This is a genomic window from Burkholderia sp. SIMBA_062 (genome assembly GCF_046534765.1).
GTDB lineage: Bacteria > Pseudomonadota > Gammaproteobacteria > Burkholderiales > Burkholderiaceae > Burkholderia > Burkholderia ambifaria.
The window spans coordinates 1-234 of record NZ_JAWRYD010000643.1 but is presented as its reverse complement, the minus strand read 5'-3'; the positions used below and the strand labels follow the sequence as shown (position 1 = coordinate 234).

At 67.9% G+C, this 234-nt stretch carries 1 pseudogene; it reads right to left on the bottom strand.

The features are described from left to right. A pseudogene (locus SB786_RS37760) lies at positions 1-234 on the bottom strand (NfeD family protein); the annotation flags it as partial.

The window sequence follows — 234 nt, the reverse complement described above, 5'->3', positions numbered from 1 at the left end:
GGGCGCGAGTTCCACGTCCCATTCGGCGCCGCGATACATCGAGCGCGCGCGGCCTTCATGCCACGCGGCGACAGTCAGCGTCGAGCCGATATCGAGGTTCACGCCAGGATCGGTCGACGCATCGACCATGCGGCGGCGACGTCCAAACCGCGAGCGGCGCAGCACGATCACCGCGATCAACGCCACAAGCGCCGCGCACATGAGCTGCAGATCGAGCGGCGCGCCCAGCTCATA